The organism is Achromobacter sp. ACM04, assembly GCF_014851465.1.
Taxonomy (GTDB): domain Bacteria; phylum Pseudomonadota; class Gammaproteobacteria; order Burkholderiales; family Burkholderiaceae_B; genus Achromobacter; species Achromobacter aegrifaciens.
This window is the reverse complement of the sequence record NZ_JACUZS010000003.1, coordinates 238,041-253,912: the sequence shown is the minus strand read 5'-3', so window position 1 is coordinate 253,912 and position 15,872 is coordinate 238,041. Positions and strand designations below refer to the sequence as shown.

Annotated in this window: 12 protein-coding genes and 1 riboswitch; of the genes, 3 read left to right on the top strand and 9 right to left on the bottom strand. The window is 65.4% G+C overall.

Translation table 11 applies throughout. The features are described from left to right. Positions 1-3: 3 nt before the first annotated feature. Positions 4-1,530 (bottom strand): M48 family metalloprotease, encoded by a 1,527-nt coding sequence (locus IB259_RS17465; protein WP_192329767.1) that lies wholly within the window; start codon positions 1,528-1,530, stop codon positions 4-6. 57 nt (positions 1,531-1,587) lie between these two features. Between IB259_RS17465 and galU the strand changes: the two genes are divergently transcribed. After that, the gene (gene galU / locus IB259_RS17460) at positions 1,588-2,439 is read left to right on the top strand and encodes a UTP--glucose-1-phosphate uridylyltransferase GalU (RefSeq protein ID WP_054449934.1); all 852 of its coding nucleotides are present in this window, start codon (positions 1,588-1,590) and stop codon (positions 2,437-2,439) included. A 28-nt stretch (positions 2,440-2,467) separates the two neighbouring features. On the opposite strand, the gene IB259_RS17455 is transcribed toward galU, so the two are convergent. After that, on the bottom strand, positions 2,468-3,913 hold the full coding sequence (locus IB259_RS17455) for an amino acid permease (protein WP_192329766.1): 1,446 nt from the start codon (positions 3,911-3,913) through the stop codon (positions 2,468-2,470). Between the two features lie 85 nt (positions 3,914-3,998). Continuing rightward, positions 3,999-5,336 (bottom strand): FAD-binding oxidoreductase, encoded by a 1,338-nt coding sequence (locus IB259_RS17450; protein ID WP_225596892.1) that lies wholly within the window; start codon positions 5,334-5,336, stop codon positions 3,999-4,001. 300 nt (positions 5,337-5,636) lie between these two features. Between IB259_RS17450 and IB259_RS17445 the strand changes: the two genes are divergently transcribed. Then, a complete protein-coding gene (locus tag IB259_RS17445) occupies positions 5,637-6,485 on the top strand; it encodes a MerR family transcriptional regulator (RefSeq protein ID WP_125471652.1) in 849 nt (282 codons plus the stop codon). Between the two features lie 30 nt (positions 6,486-6,515). On the opposite strand, the gene IB259_RS17440 is transcribed toward IB259_RS17445, so the two are convergent. From IB259_RS17440 to IB259_RS17420, 5 genes are all read right to left on the bottom strand, one after another. Beyond that, positions 6,516-7,391 (bottom strand): cytochrome c oxidase assembly protein, encoded by an 876-nt coding sequence (locus tag IB259_RS17440; protein WP_156337297.1) that lies wholly within the window; start codon positions 7,389-7,391, stop codon positions 6,516-6,518. 87 nt (positions 7,392-7,478) lie between these two features. Continuing rightward, entirely contained in the window at positions 7,479-8,582 is a 1,104-nt protein-coding gene (locus tag IB259_RS17435; protein ID WP_054449927.1) for a porin, read from the bottom strand. Between the two features lie 52 nt (positions 8,583-8,634). Further along, positions 8,635-11,433, bottom strand: coding sequence for a magnesium-translocating P-type ATPase (gene mgtA / locus IB259_RS17430; RefSeq protein ID WP_175159432.1), 2,799 nt, complete (start codon positions 11,431-11,433; stop codon positions 8,635-8,637). 423 nt (positions 11,434-11,856) lie between these two features. Further along, positions 11,857-12,210: a hypothetical protein gene (locus tag IB259_RS17425; protein ID WP_054449923.1), complete on the bottom strand. Its 354-nt coding sequence runs from the start codon at positions 12,208-12,210 to the stop codon at positions 11,857-11,859. A 441-nt stretch (positions 12,211-12,651) separates the two neighbouring features. After that, complete coding sequence (locus IB259_RS17420) at positions 12,652-13,656, bottom strand: sodium:calcium antiporter (RefSeq protein WP_192329764.1); 1,005 nt, start codon at positions 13,654-13,656, stop codon at positions 12,652-12,654. Positions 13,657-13,663: 7 nt separating this feature from the next. After that, a riboswitch (yybP-ykoY riboswitch) is annotated at positions 13,664-13,903 on the bottom strand. A gap of 122 nt (positions 13,904-14,025) precedes the next feature. Here IB259_RS17420 and IB259_RS17415 point away from each other — a divergent pair. Beyond that, a complete protein-coding gene (locus IB259_RS17415; RefSeq protein WP_119449696.1) occupies positions 14,026-15,369 on the top strand; it encodes an aminopeptidase P N-terminal domain-containing protein in 1,344 nt (447 codons plus the stop codon). A gap of 23 nt (positions 15,370-15,392) precedes the next feature. Here IB259_RS17415 and IB259_RS17410 read toward each other — a convergent pair whose 3' ends face one another. Continuing rightward, entirely contained in the window at positions 15,393-15,857 is a 465-nt protein-coding gene (locus IB259_RS17410) for a hypothetical protein (RefSeq protein ID WP_054457327.1), read from the bottom strand. Positions 15,858-15,872: the final 15 nt, after the last annotated feature.

Sequence of the window (15,872 nt, the reverse complement as noted above, 5' to 3'; positions counted from 1 at the left end):
CGCTCAGCCCGACTTGAAGCGTTCCAGCAACTGGCGCTCTTCGGCCAGCTTGTCCTTCACTTCCTTGATCTGCACGTCGATCTGAGACTGCTCGTAGAAGTCGGTGGACATGTTGCGCGCCTGCTGCAGCTGCGATTCCGCGGCGGCGTATGCGCCCGTCATGACGTAAAAGCGCGCTTGGTCGCGGCGCGCGGCCACGGGCTTGCCGTTGCGGTCTTCGCTCTGCGCCAGCATCTGGTAGAGGCTGGGCTCGTCGCTGCCCCATTGCTTGATCTTGGCCCGCAGGTATTCCTGCGCGTCCGTGTGGCGGCCGACGCTTTGCAGCGCCTGGGCGTAGGCGATGCCCAGGGCCCGGTGGGCGGGCCAGCGCTTGGTGCCAGCCTGGGCGAGCTCCAGCGCCCGGGGGTACTCCTTGCGGGCCAGGGCGATATCCACACTGAGCTTGGCCAGCTGGGCCGAGCTTCGACCGTCCGCCGACGCCAGGTTCCAGTTGCGCTCGGCCTCGGCCAGGTTGTTGCGCTGGAACGCCTGCAGCGCCAGGCCGTAGTAGGCGGCCGACTTGCGTACGCCCGACAGGGCCTGGGCCTCGTCCTGCAATTGCTGGCCGGCGGTGCGCAGGCTGACCGCGTCGCGGCCCTGCACCACGCGCATCTTGGCGCGTATGTACCAGAAATCGTCGCTATCCACGTGGCGCGCCACCGGAGACTGGTTGCGCACCCGATTCTGCACGTCCGACATACGCTCGATGGACAGCGGGTGGGTGCTGGCCCATGAGCCGCCGCCCGCGCCTTCATTCAGGCGCGACGCATTCATCAGGCGCCCGAACATCTGCGCCATGCCTTCGGCGTCGTAGCCCGCCTTGGTCAGCATCTGCAGCCCGGCCCGGTCGGCTTCGCGTTCCGCATCGCGTGAAAAACCCAGCTGGCGGTTGATGGCCGCGGCCTGGCCGAATGCCGCCACGCCCACCGCCAGGTTGCCGCCGCCCCCGGCCAGGGCTGCCAGCAGCGCCCCCGCCAGGCTCGCCAGCATCACCATGCTGTTCTGGTTCTGCTGGGTCATGCCGCGGGCGATGTGGCGCTGCACGACGTGGCCGATTTCGTGCGCCAGCACCGCCGCCAGTTCGGACTCGCTGGCGGAAGCCACGATCAGTCCCGTATTGACGCCGATGAAGCCGCCAGGCATGGCGAAAGCGTTGATTTCGGGGTCGCGCACGCCGAACATCTCGACCTCGGGGACCGCGCCGGGCGCGAAGGCCGCCAGTTTGCGCCCCATGGTGGTGAGGTACTGGCTGAGTTCGGAATCGTCCACATAGGTCGGGTCGCGCCGCCCCTGGGCCATGATGGCCTCGCCCAGGCTGCGCTCCAGCGCAGGGGACAGTTCAGCGGCAGAGGCCGCACCCATCGAGGGCAGGCCTACGGGCTGCGCCCAGGCGGCGATGGGGAGGACGGGCACGGCCAGGGCCACGGACAGCCCGACGATTGCACCCCGTTTCGCAATCGAGCAAATGGATGGCATTTTCCTGCGGTTCATAAGCCTATGATAGCGATGCGCTTAAAATGTTTCATCGATAGCCCCAACGAGGTCTCAATGCGTCCTGTCCGTAAAGCCGTTTTCCCCGTCGCCGGCATGGGTACGCGCTTCCTGCCCGCCACCAAGGCGATGCCCAAGGAAATGCTGCCCGTGGTCGACAAGCCGCTGATCCAATACGCCGTGGAAGAAGCCGTGGCCGCCGGGATCACCGATCTCATCTTCGTGACGGGGCGCAACAAGCGCGCCATCGAAGACCACTTCGACTCCGCGCCGGAACTCGAATCGGACCTGGAAAGCAAGGGCAAGCACGAGCTTTTGGCCATGGTGCGGGGCATTCTACCCGCGCATGTGAATTGCCTCTACATCCGCCAGTCGGCCCCGCTGGGACTGGGCCACGCGGTGCTGTCGGCCGCGCCGGCCGTGGGCGACGAACCGTTTGCCGTGCTGCTCGCCGATGACCTGATCGACTCCGACCAGCCCGCGCTGAAGCAGCTGATCGACGTGGCCGTGGCGCAGAACGCCAGTGTGCTCGGCGTACAGGACGTGCCGCGCGCGGATACCCGCAAGTACGGCATCGTGGCCACCCGCCAGGGGGAGGCCAGCGCCAGCGGCCGCACGGAACGCGTCACCCACATCGTCGAAAAGCCCGACCCCGAAGCCGCGCCGTCGACGCTCGCCGTGGTGGGCCGCTACGTGCTGGAAGCCGCGATCTTCGACCACCTGCGCTCGACCAAGATGGGCGCCGGCAACGAGATCCAGCTGACCGACGGCATCGCCTCGCTGATGCGCGAGCGCGCCGTGTATGCGCACCGCTATGAAGGCGTGCGCTACGACTGTGGCAGCAAGGCCGGCATGTTCCAGGCCACCGTGGCGCTGGGCAAGAAGTACCACGGCCTGCTGCCGGAATAGCCGCAAGCCTGCGGCTATTCGTGCCGCGTCAAGGCTTGAGCGCCGCGGCCTCGCGCCGGCCGTTGAAGCCTTGTTCCAGAATCTTCCGCGCCGAGGGCTCATGGGCCTTCGGCCCGCCGATGCCAAAGCGCTGTGCCGCCACGCCCATCAGGACGATCACGGCGCCCAGTGCGGACGTGTACAGCACCTCCTGGCGGTACGTACCCTCCAGCACCATCGTCAGCAAGGCTGCGCAGATGAACAGGATGACCGCCCAGGTCAGCCAGGGAAACAACCACATCTTGAACTTCAGTTCGGCTCCCTGAGCCTGCAGGCGCTGCCGCATGCGCAGTTGGCAGCATGCGATGGTCAGGTAGACGAACAGCGCCACGCAGCCCGTGGTTTGCATGAGGACGTCGTACAGGTCCATCGAGGACGTCGCCATCATGTAGACGGCAACGAATGCGAACACGCTGGATATGACCACGCCCACGTACGGCGCACCGGACGAAACGCCAGTAACGGCCATGATGCGATGCGCGTCGCCGCGACGGGCCAATGAATAGAGCATGCGCGACGAGACGTAAAGCGCCGAGTTGAAGCAGCTGCAGACCGAAGTCAGCACGATGGCGTTGACGATCAATTGTGCGTAGGGAATGCCCATCGCGTCCAGCACCACGTTGTAGCTGCCACGCGTCGGGTCGACCAGGGCGGGCGTGTCGTAGGGCACCAGGCAAACCACCAGAAAGATGGACCCTACATAGAACAGGCAGATCCGCCAGACCACCGATCGGATGGCTTTCACGATTTGGCCACCGGGCTCGGAGGTCTCTCCCGCCGCCACCGTGACGACTTCCGCGCCCATCATTGCGAACATGATGCCCAGCAATGCGGTGACCACGGCGCCGGGCCCATTGGGCATGAAACCCCGATCGGCGAGATTGGACATGCCGCCGGCATCGCCAAAGGGCCACAGGTGCACAACCGCCAGCGTTCCGACCACCAGGAACAAGACGATGGCCACCACTTTGATCAGGCCGAACCAAAACTCGAATTCCCCGTAGTTCCTGACGTTCATGAAGTTGACGCCTATCAACCCAAGCGTCAGGAGCAGCGCGTAGACCCAATTGGGCGCCACGGGGAACCAGCCATGCAGAATCTGTCCCGCGACATAGGCTTCCCACCCCATCAGCAGCGCCCAGAAGTACCAATACAGCCAACCGATGGTGAAACCCGCCCAGCGCCCGATAGCGCGATCCGCGTAAGTCGAAAAGGAACCGGTATCGGGCTGGGCCACGGCCATCTCGCCCAGCATGCGCATGACTAGAAACACCAGGATCCCGCCGCCCAGATAAGCCAGGATCGCCGCGGGTCCGGCCAGCGCGATCTGCTTGCCGGACCCCACAAACAAGGCCGCGCCGATGACCCCGGCAATGGAAATCATCGTCATGTGGCGCGATTGCAGCCCACCCTTGAGTCCCTCACCCTTAGACATGCTTTCTCCTTTGACCGCGCCCCCGGTATGGAACGCGCTTGTTTTGTTTTTTTCCGCACAGGCCTGATGCAAGGCGCGCCTGACCCTAATCTTCAAGTCCCGCGGGCGCGAACCCGGCCAGGAGCGCGTCCAGCCAGCGCGGCGCAAGATCCCGCGCTTCGCGCGCTTCCTTTCTGCGTACGGCGTTGCGGACCAGCGAACCGCCGAAGTACTTGATGGGTTCGGGCGGAAACCGCTTGGGCTTGCGGCCAACCAGGGCGCAGCGGCGCCAAGAATCGTTGCGATCCAGGGCCAGGCTCGCCAGAATCCTGCCGCCCAACAGGCTGGGAGCGACGCCGTTGCCGCTCCAACCCACTCCGTAGTGGATGTGCCCCGTACCGGACAAGGTGCCGAAAACGGGCAGGCTGTCGTAAGTCCGATCAATCGGGCCCGACCACGCATGCGAGACGCGCACATCGGCAAGCATCGGGTAGGCGCGGCGGAAATCCTGTTCCGCCATCCGGCAGCTTTCTTCGTGGCGGCTGAAGGTGGCGTCGATGACGCCTCCCCGGGAAAGCGCCCCCGTACCCTTGCCGTACGCGATCCGCCCGTCTCTTGTGGTCCGGTAATACCCGACCATCAACTGCGAATCGGTGATGGCTTCGCCTCCGGTCCAGCCCAGGGAAGCCAGGCGCTCGGGGATCGCCTGCGTCACGACGATGGAACTGTTGACGGGCACGATCAGCCTTGAGATTTCAGGAATGGCCGTGGCCCATGCATTCGTCGCCAGCACGACGCTTTTGGCCAGCATGGTGCCCAAGGCGCTGCGGATCACCGCCGGATAGCCGTCGCTCAACTCCAGCACCGGCGTGTTCTCGTGGATCACGATGCCGCGCTCCAGGGCCACCCTGCGCATACCGCGCACCAACCGTGCCGGCTGCACCGTGGCATTGCCGCGCTCGAACACGCCCGCCCTGTGCATGCGAGACCCGGTTCGACGTGCAACGTCCTCCGGGAGTACGTACTCGAAGGGACGCGCGCCGACCCGGGCGCAGGCCTGGAGCGTGCCGTCCCATGACTCCTGTTGCGCCTCGGAAGTGGCAGTCCAGAGCCATCCCCCGCGGCGGATGTGCGCATCGATGCGATGGCGGCCGCAGAACTGTTCGATTTCATCGATGGCGCGTTCCGAGGCCTGGGCCAGGAACAGCGCCTCGTCGGCATCCGCGAAAGCAAGCAACGAAGCGATTTTCGGCCACCAGGACATGGCCATGCCGCCGTTGCGCCCTGAAGCGCCCCCGCCGCAAACGTCGCGTTCCAGGACCACGACCTTGGACCAAGGACTGAGCTCCTTGATGCTCAACGCCGTCCACAGGCCTACATAGCCTCCACCGATAATCACGATGTCGGCGGCCTGGCTACCGGTCATGGGCGCACTTGCCTGCATGGCGGGCTCCGCCTCCTGCATCCAGAAGCTGCGTTGCAGGAAAGGTTCGGCTTGGCTTGTATGGCGTGAAATGATCATGAGCAAAGCGGCTTTAATCCAGCCGCGCCTCGAATTTAATATGTCTACATAATTTCTGTAGGTTGTGATCCTATCGAAGCTGATTTTTGCAAAAAATAGGGGCTTTCCCCGATATGTCCGGTCCTATCATGAAGGATCGGATTTATATAATTTATCTATATATATTCTGTACGAACTGCCACACTGGTCCATCCACCGCACCAGCACAGGAACTTCACTCGCATGTCTGAGTATCGAATCGGCGACGTCGCGCGCCTCACGGGCACGAACATTTCGACGCTGCGGCTATGGGAGCAACACGGCCTCCTCGTTCCGGCGCGCACCGAAACGGGACAGCGCATCTATTCAGATGCAGATCTGGCTCGGGTATCCCATATCGTTCGTCTGCGGCAGATCAACGGCCTGAACATGCCTGCGATCCGTCGCGTACTGGAGGAGTCGCAGGCCGGATCAGCGTCCGCGGCGCCACCCTCGACCGCCTCAGGCGCCACGGCATCCCAGGCCCGTGAAATGGCTGACGCCGCCGCGCTTGGACTGCGTTTTCGCACCGCGCGCCGCAGCGCCGACTTGTCGCTGAAAGAAGCGTCAGATGAAACCAGCCTGCCCGTGTCCTTCATTTCCACCTTTGAACGGACAGGCCGCGGGGCCACCGTCGCCAGCCTGAAGCTGCTTGCCACCTGTTATGGCACGTCGCTGACGGCCCTGTCGGAGGTGTCGCCCAAGCCGTCGCGCAACGCGGCCGAGGTGGTGCGCAAGGGCCAGGAAAGACATGCCCCGTCGTTCGGCGCGGGCATCCAGATCCTGCAGCTCGCGACGAGCCTGCCTTCGCTCGACTGCCAGAAATGGGTCCTGGCGCCGGGCGCCCGCAGTGAAGGCGCCTATACGCACCATGGAGAGGAGTGCATACACGTCATCGCCGGCGAATTCAGCATTACGGTCGATCTGGCGGCGCCCGTGACCTTGCGCGCCGGAGACAGCATTTCGTTCCTGAGCGGACGGCCTCATTCGTGGAAAGTCGTCGGCGAGCAAACCGTGGAACTGTTCTGGGTCAATACGCCGAAGAGCTTCTAAGCTGACGGCGTATGCCACCCGCCGCGGTTTTCAGGCTGAAGCGGCGCGGGCACGGGCCTTGGAACGGGCCAGCGCATCGCGATCCGCCTTGCGCAAGCGCCCCTTGGCCGACAGGCGCATCAGGGTTCCCAGGGCCACCATCAGGCCGATCACCTCGACCAGCGCGGCCGGAATCCACATGGTCAGGCCGCCTATGGTCTGATCGGTCTGGGCCGACATGGCGATGGCGCGGCCGCATAGTTCGAACAGCGGATAGATGTCGCTTTCAGTGAAGGCAATGACCGCGCCGGCCACCATTTGCGGCAGCATCGTCAGCACGGGAGAAATGACCCGGCCGCCCGGCGTCATGGCCGCGGGAGGCGCGGGCCTGCGGTCCAGGATCAGGTTCCAGTACATGAAGCCGCTGATGACCACCGACCAGTTCATCAGGCGGTAGAGGCGCCAGTCCAGCATGGAATAGAACTGCACCGACGGGATCAGCCAGACCAGCACCAGGAAAACAAACAGCGTCGGCACGAAGATCTTGTGGGTCAGCACCGCCACCGTGGCGCGGCCGGCGCCGGTGCGCAGGAAGTCGCGCAGGCGGATGCGCCAGCGCATGGGCAGGCCCGCGCGCATCACCTGCCCCGGGAACGCCGCCATCACCAGCAGCGGCCCCAGATGGTGCAACACCAGATGCTGGATGCGGTGGATGAAGAACATGCGCTCGGCGTAGTAGTCCAGCCGGGTATGCATGGACAGGTACAGCAGCACCATGCCGGTCCAGAACAGGATGCTGCGGGCGGCGGTCACGCGATGGACCTTTTGGCCGCGCACGAACAGCACGATGGCCACCAGGAAGGAGGCCACCAGCGTGGGAGAGAACTCCCAGGGTATGAGCCATTCGAGACTATCCATGCAAACCATCCGGAAAACGTCGGGGCTGTACGAGGACGGGCGCCATGCGCCGCACTCGCCGATTGTAGTTGACCCCGGCCCGCCCTGCCCCGGCGCTCAGAAACGGTGCGAAATGCCCGTGCCCACCCGCGTGGTGTGGGAATGGGCAGGATCGAACTGGTCGTCCAGCGTGTAGTTCGACGCATAGCCGGCGAAGGCATAGAGCGTCGTGCGCGGGGACAGGCTGTAGGTATAGCCCAGCGTCATCACCTGCGCATTGCGCGCCGTCATGCCGTTGTCCCAATGCCAGTCCGGATGGGCCAGCGACCATTGCACCAGCACGGCGCCAGGCCCGACCGGCACGCTGGCCCCGACCAGCCAGGCATCGACCGTGCCGCCGCGCACGAAGGCAGCCGGTCCCAGGCCCATGCCCAGTCCGTCGGGATCGCCCCCGTCCAGCCCGACATCGCCGTTGCGCTGGCGCGACCAGGCCAGGGACAGCTTCAGCACCTCGAAGTCATAGGAAGCGCCCAGCTGGACCGCTTGCGGCCGTCCGTTGCTGCCCGGCGGCGCGTCGGCCAGGCGCAGCTGGTCCCAGGTGGCGACCGCCAGCAAGGGTCCATCCTCATATTTCAGGCCGAGACTGAGCGCGCGGTTGTTGTTGGCCGTTTTGAACTGGCTGCGGTCGTCGGCGTCGAAGGAATAGCCGATGCCTGCCTGGAAGCCCTGCCATACCGGCGTGTAGTAATTGACCAGGTTGCTGAGCTGGTAGTTGTCGGACGCCTTGAAGGTGGCACCCATGCCCATTTCCTTCCAGGACGCGATTTCCAGGGAATTGCCGTAGACCTGGCCTATGGTGTGCTGGCGCCCCAACCGCAGGTCGCCGAAGCTGTCATGCCCCAGGCCGACCCAGGCGGCGTAATTGAAGTAGCGGTCGTCGTCGGCCCGCTTGCCCGACGAGGGATCGAAGCCGCTTTCCAGCTGGAACCTGGCGCTCCAGCCCCCGCCCATGTCTTCCGCCCCCGTCATGCCCCACAGGGTATCGGTCAATCCGCCGTTGAGCAGCCCGCTGTGACTGCCCTGCCCCGAGACCGAGGTGACGGCCAGCCCCGCGTCCACCACCCCGTACAGCGTCAGCCCCTGCCCGGTCTCGGCGCAGCGACCCGCCAAGGGAAGGGCCAGGCCCACTGCCATCAGCGCGGCAAAAGTAGCGATTCTCATGTGTTTCTCCTGATCGCGCGGCGGGCTTGCGCCCGCCGCGGGCCTCATCTACTTATTGCCAGCCGTAGCGGCGGACCCAGATTCCCTTCAGGAACTGCGTCAGCGTGCAATAGGCCAACAGGATGCCGATCAGCCAGGGGAAGTAGCTCAACGGCAGCGGCTGCAGCTGGAGGTACTCGGCCAAGGGCGAAAACGGCAGCAGCAACCCCATCGTCACCACCAGCAGGGTCATGCCCATCAGCGGCCACGCGGCGCGGCTTTGCAGGAACGGGATCTTGCGTGTGCGGATCATATGGACGATGAGCGTCTGCGACAACAATCCTTCGACGAACCAGCCCGACTGGAATAGCGTCTGGTGTTCCGGCGTATTGGCCTGGAAAACGTACCACATGAGCGCATAGGTGGCGATGTCGAACAGGGAGCTGATCGGACCGAAAAACACCATGAAGCGACCCAGGCCGTCAGGGTCCCACTGCTGGGGCTTCTTCAACAATTCTTCGTCGACATTGTCGAACGGGATTGCGGTCTGGGAAATGTCGTACATCAAGTTCTGCACCAGCAGGTGGATGGGCAGCATCGGCAGAAACGGCAGAAAGGCGCTGGCGACCAGGACCGAGAAGACATTGCCGAAGTTCGAGCTGGCCGTCATCTTCAGGTACTTGAGCATGTTGCAGAAGGTCTTGCGACCTTCGATGACGCCGTCCTCCAGCACCATCAGGCTCTTTTCCAGCAGGATGATGTCCGCAGCCTCTTTGGAAATATCGACCGCCGAATCCACCGAGATGCCCACGTCGGCCGCCCGCAGGGCTGGCGCGTCGTTGATGCCGTCGCCCATGAAGCCCACGGTGTTTCCCTGGGCCCTGAGGCTGCGCACAATGCGCTCCTTGTGGGCCGGCGTGAGCCGCGCGAACACATTGGCCTCGCGCACGGCGGCGGCCAGTTGCGCCTCGTCCATTGCCTCGATATCGGCGCCCAGATAGACCTTGCGCACCTCGAAATCGACCTCGCGGCAGACCTTCTGCGTCACCAGCTCCACGTCGCCGGTCAGCACCTTCACTTCGATGCCGGAATCCTTGAGCGCCTTGAGCGCGGGGGCGGTGGATTCCTTGGGAGGATCCAGGAAGGCCATGTATCCGACCAGCACCAGATCGGACTCGTCGGCCACGCCGTAGGTTTGCTGGGTGGGCGGCATTTCCTTGACGCCCACCGCGATGACGCGCAGGCCGTCGCGATTCAGGTCCGCCGTCACCCGGCGGATGTCGGCCCGGCGGGCATCGGTCAGCAGATGCTCTTCGTGGCCCACGCGCAGGCGGGTGCAGACCGCCAGCATCTCCTCCAGCGCGCCCTTGCAGATCAATTCGTGATGCTCGCGGCCATTCTCGGTTTCGTTGACCACGACCGACATGCGGCGCCGGGAAAAGTCGAAGGGGATCTCGTCGACCTTGCGGTACTTTGCCGCCAGATCCAGCTTGCGCTCGACTTCGGCGTGCTGCAGCACCGCCACATCCAGCAGGTTCTTCAAACCGGTCTGGTAGTAGCTGTTGAGATAGGCGTAGGCCAGCACGTCGTCGCTGCTGGCGCCGTAGACGTCGGTGTGGCGCTCCAGCACGATGCGGTCCTGGGTCAGGGTGCCGGTCTTGTCCGTGCACAGCACGTTCATCGCGCCCAGGTTCTGGATCGCGTCCAGCCGCTTGACCACGACCTTGCGGCGCGACATGCGCACGGCGCCCTTGGCCAGGGTGGCCGTGACGATCATGGGCAGCATTTCGGGCGTCAGGCCCACGGCGATGGCCAGCGCGAACAGCAGCGCCTCCATCCAGTCGCCCTTGGTAAAGCCGTTGATCAGCATGACGATGGGCGCCATGACCAGCATGAAACGGATCAGCACCCAGCTCACGCGGTTGATGCCCTGCTGGAACTGGGTCGGCGCGCGGCTGGTCTGCGTGACGCGCCCGGCCAATTGGCCGAAGTAGCTGCGCGAGCCCGTGGCGACCACCAGGGCGCTGCCCGAGCCGCTGACCACGTTGGTACCCATGAACGCCATGTTCTCAAGTTCCAGCGCGTTGGCGGTCTCGCTGCGCTGCGTGGCGTACTTTTCGACAGGCAGCGATTCGCCCGTCAGCGCGGCCTGCGCGATGAACAGGTCCTTGGCATTCAGGATGCGGCAGTCGGCGGGAATCATGTCGCCCGCGGACAGCAGCACCACGTCGCCCGGCACCAGCTCCGCCAGCGGCACCTCGATCTGGCGCGAGCCGCTGACATGCAGCGCCACGCCGAAATAGCGGCGGGCATCGCCCTCGGCCTGGGTCGCCGGGTCGCTGCGCAGCACGGTGGCGGTGTTCTGCACCATGGCCTTGAGCGCCTCGGCGGCGCGGCTGGAGCGCTGTTCCTGCGCAAACCGCAGCACGGTGGAGATGAGCACCATGGCGCCGATGATGAATACCGCCGTCCAGGACTGGTCGTCCGGCACGGCCATGCGCACGTCGGTGAGCCAGGACAGCGCCGCCAGCGCGGTCAGAAGCAGGTTGAACGGATTGCGATAGGACAGCCACAGATGCGTGTACCAGGAGAGCGGCTTTTCGTGGTCGACCTCGTTGGCGCCGTAGCGTTCGCGCGCGGTCTGCGCCTGGGCCTCGGACAGCCCGCCGCGGCTGCTGCCGAACAGGGCGAACAGGGCGCCAAAGCCCATGCGCGACAGGTCCAGCATCTGGCGGTTGGCATGGCGCGCGGTGTCGGAAGACGCCGCGGCGGTCGCGACGCCGCGTTCCGGCATGGGCGAACGGCGGAAGTGTCTGGCGCTATGGCGCAGGCCCGCCGCCGACGTAAAGAAGGACTTGAGAAACTTGAACATCGGAGTGCTCCGGTTGTACGTGTAGTTGTTGGAGACACGGACGACCCTGCCCTCTGCTGGCTGCGCGCGGGCAGAGCAGCGGTCCGCGGCTTTCGCGCAGAAAGCCGTCAAACCGCCGCGTACAGGCGTGCGCAGGCGCCGGGGCAATGTTGCCGGTATCCGGATCGCATGAAATGCGCCGGGTGCGGAAAACGGATGGGAGCTAGCGGAGGAATCGGTGCCGGCGGCAGAAGCGCACGCGACGTGGGCCAGGCCGGTGATTCTTGGCTGCGGACTCCGTACGGGCCAGGATGACTATCCTGCCTGTCGGCTCGCAGCGAGAAGACAGGTCAGACAGGCATGCCGGCGCCGCGCACTGGGCGCAATCGAGGCTCGGGGTCTAAGGCACTGGGCATGATCTCTCCTGTGGAAGAAAGGATGGCTTCAGGCCAGCGCGGCCTGCGCGGCCGGCGTCGTGGTCTGGGTGCCGAAATGCACGTGGCGCACGGCGGGATTGGCGCTCAGGCGGCGCGCCTGCGACATCAGTTCGCCCCGCAGCTCCGGGGGGCAATTGACGGTGATGCAGGCGGATGCCATGCCAGGATCCCGGCCCTGGTCGATCTGCACTTGCGAGACGTCCAGGCCGGCGGCGCTGAAGTCCAGGCAGATCTGCTTGCGCAAGGCGCCCAGCTCGTCGCGCGGACAGATGACCGTCAGGCGCGAAGTGCCGCGGCGGCGGCCCAGGGCGGTGGCGCGGTCCACGCCGGCGCGGCGTAGGAACAAGTCGAAGAAACGCATAACGACCTCCATTGCAAGAATGGGGAGCGTGATCGCGAATACGCGCGCATGCGCGCTGCGCTTGGCGGACAGGCACGAGAAAAACGTGCGCGAACGCTGACGCTGCGGCTGAAGCGGCGGTTCTGGCGGTTTATGTTGGGGAGTTTCCCGGCAAGCCGCTGGCTTGCGCGATTGCCCTGGCTTGCGCCTGGAGCTTGGGATACAACCGCAACCTGTTCAACAGGCTGCGGCAGACGGAGTTCTGCGTGGACCTGTTAAACAGCGACGTCGATGCAAGATCGACAACTTTCGCCGGAATCGGTATTCACGAAGACTGCTCCTGGGATGGATAACGGGCAAGATTTTACGCGGGTTTCCACTTATGGACAAGGCTTTTGGCGCTAAATCGAGCCTGAATGCGGAAAAAAGCGCGGGGCCCCAAGCCCCGCGCACCAAACGCCGTTAGACGTAGAAATGCCAGCCCAGATAGGCTGCGAACACGGCATACAGGCCCCCCACGGCCGACAACGCCGGCACGCTCATAGCCGAGCGGCGGAAACGGAGCCACAGCAGGCTGATCGACAGCATCGTGAACAGGCCTGCCGCGAGCAGGGGACCGTCCAGCAGCCAGGGCGTCATGAAGATGCCCAGCGCGCTTGGGATGGTCGCCTGGATCATCATGGCGCCCGAAATATTGGCCAGCGCCAGCCGCTCCTTGCCCTGGCGCACCCAGATCAGCGCGTTCATGATTTCCGGCAGCTCGGTCGCCACCGGCGCCAGCAACAGCGCGGCCACATGAGGCGATGCGCCCATCGCCACGCCCAGCAACTCGATCTGGTTCACGAACACATGCGATGCCCCGGCGATCACGACCAGGGCCAGCACCGTCTGCGTGACTGCCCAGAACATGCTCGGATCCTCGTCGCGCGGGCGCAGCTTCAGCGGTTCGAGGTCCTCGCTGTCCAGGCTCTCCTCGTCGTTGCTGAGCTCGCGCTTGACGTAAAGGCCGTAGGTGGCCAGGAACAGGATGCCCAACCAGGGCTTCCAGGCAAAGGCCAGCAGGCCCAGGCCCACCTTGAAGATGAAGATGCCCATGAACCAGGCCTGGTCGCGGGCCAGCCGGCGCTGGTCCGCGTTGATACAGTCCGCCTGCGTGGCCCGCCCGCGGCGTGAGCGCCACAGAGCCAGGCCAACCACCGCATACGCCAGCGTCGCCAGCACCAGCGGGCCGCCCATGGCGGCGCCGACGCCTATGTCTTTTTGCTCGGGGGTTTCGCCAAACACGACAGCCATGAAGGTCACGGCACTTTCCGGCAAGGCCGTACCGAACGCGGCCAGCACGGTGCCGGTGGCGGTGGCGCCAAGCTGGAAGCGATGGCCGACCCATTCGACGCCGTTCACGAAGAACTCGCAGGCGAAGTAGATCACTGCCGCTGACAGGAAAAACAGGAACAGGGTGAGAAACATATGGGCGAGCCGGACGAGCAGAAACCAATTGGCGCGACGTCGCGGCTCGCCCGGCTGGGGTGAACGCAACGCGGCCAAAGGTCTCGCCTGGCTGATCCATGCGGCGGGTGCCGCCGTGCATGGATACCGCTACTAGCGCCATGGAGTTCTAGCGGCTGCTGCGCAGCGCTGAACCACCAAGTCTGTTGACGCTAGCTCCTTTGTGGGCACAAAGGATGGCTACTCCCCAATGACAGAGCCGCGATTGTAGCAGCTTGGCCTGCGCGGTCCAGCGAATTCAATGCGCCCCTTGCGGGCTGTCGCAAGCAGGGGATGGCAGGTAAAGTAAACGGCATCCTCACCCTGCCGGGGTTCGCGCCCCAGTCCGCCATGAGCCTGCCTCCCGACGACATCGCCCCTTACGCCGCGCGGCGCCAACGCCTGATGGCGCAGATGCGCGCGGAGGGCGGCGGCATCGCCATACTGGCGACCGCCCCGGAAGCCACGCGCAACCGCGACGCGGAATATCCATACCGGCACGACAGCGACTTCTTCTACCTGACCGGCTTCACCGAACCCGGCGCCTGGCTGGTGCTGACCGCCGGTGCGACCGACCGCGCCGTGCTCTTCTGCCGCCCCCGCCACATCGAACATGAAATATGGGAGGGCAAGCGCTTCGGCCCCGAGGCGGCTGCCGCGCATTTCGGCTTCGACGACGCCCATCCGCTCGATGCGCTGGACGAACTGATGCCGGCGCTGCTGCAGGACCATGCCACCTTGTACGCCCCACTGGCGGGCGACAAGCGCAGCGACGGGCGCCTGCACCGCTGGCTGGCCGCGGCGCGCGAGGCTGGCCGCGGCGGCCATGCGCCGCCTTCGCGCCAACAGGACATCCGGCCGCTGCTGGCCGAGATGCGGCTGATCAAGGACGCCACGGAAATCGCGGCCATGCGGCGCGCGGCCAAGATCTCCGCCGGCGCCCACGTGCGCGCCATGCGCGTCGCCCGCGCCGGCATGCGGGAATACGAGATCGAGGCCGAACTGCTGTACGAGTTCCGCCGCCACGGCGCGCAATCGGTGGCCTACAACAGCATCGTGGCCGCCGGCGCCAATGCCTGCGTGCTGCACTACCCGGCCGGCGAAGCCGTGTTGCGCGACGGCGACCTGGTGCTGATCGACGCAGGCTGCGAGGTCGACAGCTACGCCAGCGACATCACCCGGACGTTCCCGGTGAACGGCCGCTACAGCGGTCCGCAGCGCGCGCTGTACGACCTGACGGTGGCCGCGCAGGATGCCGCCGCCCAGGCCACGGCGCCCGGCCGCAGCTTCAACGACGGCCATCAGGCCGCCCTGCGCGTGCTGGCGCAGGGCATGCTGGACCTGAAACTCTTGAAAGGCTCGCTGGACGGGGTGCTGGAATCCGGCGACTACAGCCGCTTCTACATGCACCGCACCGGCCACTGGCTGGGCTTGGACGTGCACGACGTGGGCGACTACCGCCAGCCCGGCCCGGCCCACGGCGCCGAACGCCCCTGGCGCAAGCTGGAACCGGGAATGATGCTGACGATCGAGCCCGGCATCTACGTGCGGCCCGCTGACGACGTGCCCGAGGCCTACTGGAACATCGGCATCCGCACCGAAGACGACGCGCTGGTCACGGACGAAGGCTGTGAACTCATCACCCGCGGCGTGCCGGTGCAGGCCGGCGAGATCGAAGCGCTGATGCGCGAGTAGGCTGGCGGCGCGCCAGAGCCGCGCTAAAAGACGTAGCCGTCGAGCCAGCCCATGGCGATCCAGGTGTAGACCACCACCATGGCGATGGCGAACATGGACACGATGGCGCCGACCAGGCAGGCCAGGATCGCAACCAGCACCGGCCCCCAGCCGGTCTGGGTCGGCCGGCCCAATCCGTCGTTGTAGAGGCGGTCGAATTTCTCGTCCGGCATCAACGAGAACACCGCGCTCTCGATGAACCCGTCGACCATGGGTATGAACACCAGGAAGAAGGCGGGGTTGTCGTACCAGACAGGGTAGAAGCTGACGGCACAGAACAGGCTGATCAGCGTGTACGCGGTCACCAGCCAGGCGTGGCGGCGCCCCAGATACCACCAATGCGCCCCCACCGCCCCGAACAGGCAGGCCAGCAGCCCGACCGCGACCTTGCCGCGCGGGCGGCGGGCGGAAGCTGCGGACAACGGGGATGAGGCCTGTAGCTGCGTCATGTCGATCGACCGGAA

What these genes read in the sequence shown, in the direction of transcription:
- IB259_RS17445 (WP_125471652.1), top strand. Translation starts at nt 5,637, where the DNA reads ATGTCTGAGTATCGAATCGGCGACGTCGCGCGCCTCACGGGCACGAAC.
- IB259_RS17425 (WP_054449923.1), bottom strand. Translation starts at nt 12,210, where the DNA reads ATGCGTTTCTTCGACTTGTTCCTACGCCGCGCCGGCGTGGACCGCGCC.
- IB259_RS17465 (WP_192329767.1), bottom strand. Translation starts at nt 1,530, where the DNA reads ATGAACCGCAGGAAAATGCCATCCATTTGCTCGATTGCGAAACGGGGT.
- IB259_RS17415 (WP_119449696.1), top strand. Translation starts at nt 14,026, where the DNA reads ATGAGCCTGCCTCCCGACGACATCGCCCCTTACGCCGCGCGGCGCCAA.
- IB259_RS17435 (WP_054449927.1), bottom strand. Translation starts at nt 8,582, where the DNA reads ATGAGAATCGCTACTTTTGCCGCGCTGATGGCAGTGGGCCTGGCCCTT.
- IB259_RS17440 (WP_156337297.1), bottom strand. Translation starts at nt 7,391, where the DNA reads ATGGTTTGCATGGATAGTCTCGAATGGCTCATACCCTGGGAGTTCTCT.
- IB259_RS17455 (WP_192329766.1), bottom strand. Translation starts at nt 3,913, where the DNA reads ATGTCTAAGGGTGAGGGACTCAAGGGTGGGCTGCAATCGCGCCACATG.
- IB259_RS17450 (WP_225596892.1), bottom strand. Translation starts at nt 5,336, where the DNA reads ATGCAGGCAAGTGCGCCCATGACCGGTAGCCAGGCCGCCGACATCGTG.
- mgtA (WP_175159432.1), bottom strand. Translation starts at nt 11,433, where the DNA reads ATGTTCAAGTTTCTCAAGTCCTTCTTTACGTCGGCGGCGGGCCTGCGC.
- IB259_RS17420 (WP_192329764.1), bottom strand. Translation starts at nt 13,656, where the DNA reads ATGTTTCTCACCCTGTTCCTGTTTTTCCTGTCAGCGGCAGTGATCTAC.
- IB259_RS17410 (WP_054457327.1), bottom strand. Translation starts at nt 15,857, where the DNA reads ATGACGCAGCTACAGGCCTCATCCCCGTTGTCCGCAGCTTCCGCCCGC.
- galU (WP_054449934.1), top strand. Translation starts at nt 1,588, where the DNA reads ATGCGTCCTGTCCGTAAAGCCGTTTTCCCCGTCGCCGGCATGGGTACG.